Genomic DNA, 4,346 nt, shown 5'->3' on the forward strand with positions numbered 1-4,346 from the left:
TTTAACACAGGAGATTACTTATATCTAAAGATCTTCCCTCCCCCTGCATAGCAGGGGGTTTATTTTTACTGTCACACAAACATAGCGGCGGTCACAGCTTCTCCCGGCTGTTCGCCGCTGTCCATATCTTTCTTAATATCCCGCAGAATAGCAAGAAATACATTCTTGATTTTTTCAATCTCTGCTTCGTGTTCGCCCATCTTCTGTGCGTTCAGAAATTGCAAATCCTGTCTTGTTTCTCCCCGATGTTCCGGGTGTTCTTTCATCAGATCGGACAGGGAAGCCGTTGCCAGTTCAATCAGCTGGTTTCTTGCCATGATACCCTTTGCCGCTGTGTCTTGAAAATAAATACGTATCAAATCCATCAGTTTCGGGAAGTTCCTGTGTTCCAACAGACGGTTGAGGATTTGCACATCGACTGTACCTGTCACAAGCCCTCTCACAGCTCCCTCGGACAAGCCCAATTCTGAAATATCATAGCTTTTACGGACACTCAAAGTAGACAAACCCAGTATGTAGTCCGTTGATACCTTAAATTCCTTTGCCACGCCTATGAGAATATCGCTGCTGACCGTCTTTGTTTCCCCACTGACAATGCGGCTCAACTGGGAAGCAGATACGCCTATCTTCTTTGCAAGCTGTTTTTGTGTAATATGGTTACCATTGCACAAATCAGAAATCCTCTGTCCGGGTGTTCCGGGTAAAGCCATACACAGCACCTCCTTTTCCTATTTCCCATTATACGGGAAAATTGCAGAAATGCAATTTTGAAATAGAATGTTGCCCTAAAATGCAATTCTCGCAAAATTCCGAGAATTGCATTTTTTTCGTGTAGACTTAGGGTAGTTCATCGATGAGCTGCACCTTGAAAAATGAATGACCGTCCGAAAAGGAATACCCCGGCAGGGGAAGCACCGCAACGAACCACTTCGGGACAAAATGTCCCGAAGTCCGGAGAGCGTGCCAACGCCGGAACACGCCGCAGGAATGGGACAGGAAGCCTTTTCAGAGAGAACGGCAAAGGAAAAATGGAGGGAACACATGAGAGAGAACCCATATAAACGGCTGCTGCCCATAGAGCGCAAGCCGGACGGTTCCCTTTACCGCATGACACCGGCACAGAAGAAACAGGCAAACGCCCTAATCCGCCGGGAGTGCTGCTGTTATGAGGACGGGAACTGTATGCTCCTTGACGATGGGGACACTCACACCTGCCCCCAGACCATTTCTTTCTCGGTCTGCTGTAAGTGCTTCCGCTGGTCGGTCTTGCCACAAATCGGAACGCTGGAAGCAGAGATTTTCCGGGATAAGGAGCTAAAACGCTGTGCGGTCTACGGCAGAGTGTTCGTCCCAAAGTCCAACCGGGCGAAATACTGTCCCGACTGTGCCGCCAGAGTTCACAGGCGGCAGAAAACAGAAAGTGAACGGAAAAGGAGGTCTTGTGTGGACAGTTAGGGGCTGAAAAGTCCTTGATTTACAAGGCTTTGCAAGCACAGAACAGGGGCAGCAATAGAAACTACCGTCTGCCCCCGGAAACAGGCTTCTAACCGTCCACAAAACACGATATGACAAACACCCTTTATATCCATCAGCCGGAAAAGGCGGTCAGCTTTACCCTGCTTCCTAATTTCCTTTTTGAAGCCCCCACATTCACACCCCTGTCCAACGAAGCAAAGGTACTGTATGCCTTTATCCTGCGCCGGACAGACCTGTCCCGGAAAAACGGCTGGGCAGATGAATATGGGCGCATTTACCTCTACTATCCCATCAACGAGATAGTGGAGCTGCTCCACTGCGGACGGCAGAAAGCGGTCAACACCCTGCGGGAACTGCAATATGCCGGACTGGTGGAAATCCAGAAGCAGGGCTGTGGAAAACCCAACCGTATTTACCCAAAATCCTACGAAGCGGTTCCAAACACCGACTTCAAGAAATCCGGTTATGGAACGCCAGAGGACTGAAAACCGCACTCCACAAGTACGATAATCAATCCTCTTGAAGTACGAAAACCGGACGGTATATAGAAATACAGAGATTAAAACGATTTTATTTATATCTTATCCATTCCTATCCTATCCGAGATATTTTCTGCGGGATTTTCCTGTGGAAAAGTCCCGGAAAGGAACGGAACGGGGAAAGGAGTTTCATGGCACAACACGCAATTTTACGATTTGAAAAACACAAGGGCAATCCGGCAAGACCGCTGGAAGCCCATCACGAACGACAAAAGGAACAGTACGCCAGCAATCCCGACATTGACACCAGCCGGAGCAAGTACAATTTCCACATCGTCAAGCCGGAGGGACGCTATTACCACTTCATTCAAAGCCGCATTGAACAGGCTGGCTGCCGCACCCGCAGGGACAGCACCCGGTTTGTGGATACGCTGATTACCGCCAGCCCGGAATTTTTTAAGAAGAAGTCCCCAAAGGAGATACAGGAATTTTTCCAGAGGGCGGCTGATTTCTTAATCGGGCGTGTAGGGAAAGAAAATATCGTGTCGGCGGTGGTACACGTGGACGAGAAAACGCCCCACCTGCATTTGGTCTTTGTCCCTCTGACAGAGGACAACCGCCTGTGTACAAAGGAGATTATCGGGAATAGAGCCAACCTCACAAAATGGCAGAACGATTTTCACGCCTATATGGTGGAGAAATATCCCGACTTGGAGCGTGGGGAAAGTGCCAGCAAGACAGGCAGGAAGCATATCTCCACCCGTCTGTTCAAGCAGGCGGTCAATCTCTCCAAACAGGCAAGAGCCATTGAAGCCACGCTGGACGGTATTACCCCGTTCAATGCCGGAAAAAAGAAAGAGGAAGCCCTCTCCCTGCTGAAAAAGTGGTTTCCGCAGATGGAAAACTTCTCCGGGCAGCTCAAAAAATACAAGGTCACGATAAGCGACCTTTTGACAGAAAATGAACAGTTGGAAGCCAGAGCCAAAGCCAGCGAAAAAGGCAAGATGAAAGATACGATGGAACGGGCAAAGCTGGAAAGCGAGCTGAAAGACATTCAGCGGCTGGTAGACCGTATCCCGCCGGAGGTGCTGGCAGAATTGAAACGGCAACAGCGGCATACAAAGGAACGGTGATTGATGACAGAAAACATTTCACGCCGCACAGTGGCATTGTACCTTGAAAACTGAATACAGAAAAAGGCGATATATGGCAAAAAAGCAACCGGACACAAATATCCCCCAGCATGAAATAGAAGCCCTTGCCCGGTGCTTACTTCCCGAAATCCAAAAATTCTTTGAAAGCCCGGAGGGTAAAAAAGAATTTGAAGAATGGAAAGTACAGAGGGCAAAAGAAAAGGAAAGGAGCGTATGACAAAAGCAGCGGTATCATTCACGATACCGCCGCTTTAATTGCTTATAGATCATAAAATTGTTCCAACAAATTGAACTAATGTAGCAATAGCCGCTCCGAATTGTGCAGTCCCATTGATAGCTTGTAATCCTTTTAGTGCTGTTTTAATGAACCCCTTTCGAGGACTTGCACTTTGTACCTCAGCTCGAATTACTTCAACACTGTCACTTATTTGTTCCTGCTCTTCTTGTGTAATATCAGTAGGCATGTGCTTCATAATATCAGAGATAATGCTTTCTAATTGAGAAACATTAATGCCATTGCTTTGAGTTGCATGAACTGTTGCGTTATCATTTGCTACATTCACTTGTGCCACGCCACCACTTACATTAATCATAAATTTTTTATCCTCATCATATCCCATCTGAATGCCTATTTCCGTAAGATACCCTTCAATATAATTGACAAAAGGAAGTACTATTCGATTACAAAATTCTTTTACAGCATCGTTCGCTTCCCTTGCATAACGAAAAGCCATATCATGGTAAAAGCTATGATAATTCTCTACAGCATATTTCAAATATTGATATGTATAGGAGATTTCCTCTTGCTTTGTATCGCCCATTGATGAGAAGCAAGTCCCGCTTTCAACCGGCTCAAAATCGTCTGGATTAACATATTGCTTTATGTATTCTGATATAATTTCATTTTCGTCAATATAAGCCATAAATTTCTTCAATAAAGCCATTCCCGTCTGATGATTGCATGTAATCAAACGGTTAGCAATTGTTCTAAATTCCATGGAAATTATTTTCAACTGTTTTTTATCAATGTTCTTCATACCTTACCCCACAAAACGGGCAATAACTCCCGCACATTTTATAAATTGGTTTGATTTTTGCTTCTCGCTTGCAGCAAGGATATTTCTCAACTTCCAAAGCTTCTATTCCATACTTAATAGCTATAAATGAGCAAATCCAAAATATTGCACAAAAGAAAGACACCCTCTGTAGAAGGATGTATAATTGAAGTACCAACAAA

General features: G+C 45.7%; 6 protein-coding genes. 4 read left to right on the top strand and 2 right to left on the bottom strand.

Annotation, left to right across the window (positions count from 1 at the left end):
• Positions 1-71: 71 nt before the first annotated feature.
• Positions 72-710 carry a helix-turn-helix domain-containing protein gene (locus GPK88_RS01980; RefSeq protein ID WP_442860204.1) on the bottom strand — a complete coding sequence of 213 codons (639 nt, stop codon included), beginning with the start codon at positions 708-710 and terminating at the stop codon, positions 72-74.
• Positions 711-1,041: 331 nt separating this feature from the next.
• On the opposite strand from GPK88_RS01980, the gene GPK88_RS01985 reads away from it, so the two are divergent.
• The 4 genes from GPK88_RS01985 to GPK88_RS02000 all read left to right on the top strand — a co-directional run bounded on the left by GPK88_RS01985 (position 1,042) and on the right by GPK88_RS02000 (position 3,326).
• Complete coding sequence (locus GPK88_RS01985; protein WP_202030871.1) at positions 1,042-1,455, top strand: cysteine-rich VLP domain-containing protein; 414 nt, start codon at positions 1,042-1,044, stop codon at positions 1,453-1,455.
• A gap of 110 nt (positions 1,456-1,565) precedes the next feature.
• On the top strand, positions 1,566-1,961 hold the full coding sequence (locus GPK88_RS01990; protein ID WP_215707500.1) for a replication initiator protein A: 396 nt from the start codon (positions 1,566-1,568) through the stop codon (positions 1,959-1,961).
• Between the two features lie 185 nt (positions 1,962-2,146).
• Positions 2,147-3,088: a MobV family relaxase gene (mobV, locus tag GPK88_RS01995; RefSeq protein ID WP_173772676.1), complete on the top strand. Its 942-nt coding sequence runs from the start codon at positions 2,147-2,149 to the stop codon at positions 3,086-3,088.
• A gap of 73 nt (positions 3,089-3,161) precedes the next feature.
• Positions 3,162-3,326: a hypothetical protein gene (locus GPK88_RS02000; protein ID WP_173772678.1), complete on the top strand. Its 165-nt coding sequence runs from the start codon at positions 3,162-3,164 to the stop codon at positions 3,324-3,326.
• Positions 3,327-3,375: 49 nt separating this feature from the next.
• Here the strand turns inward: GPK88_RS02000 and GPK88_RS02005 are convergent, their stop codons facing one another.
• Positions 3,376-4,146 (bottom strand): hypothetical protein, encoded by a 771-nt coding sequence (locus GPK88_RS02005; RefSeq protein ID WP_173772680.1) that lies wholly within the window; start codon positions 4,144-4,146, stop codon positions 3,376-3,378.
• Positions 4,147-4,346: the final 200 nt, after the last annotated feature.

Source organism: Blautia sp. MCC269 (assembly GCF_018785655.1).
GTDB lineage: Bacteria > Bacillota > Clostridia > Lachnospirales > Lachnospiraceae > Blautia_A.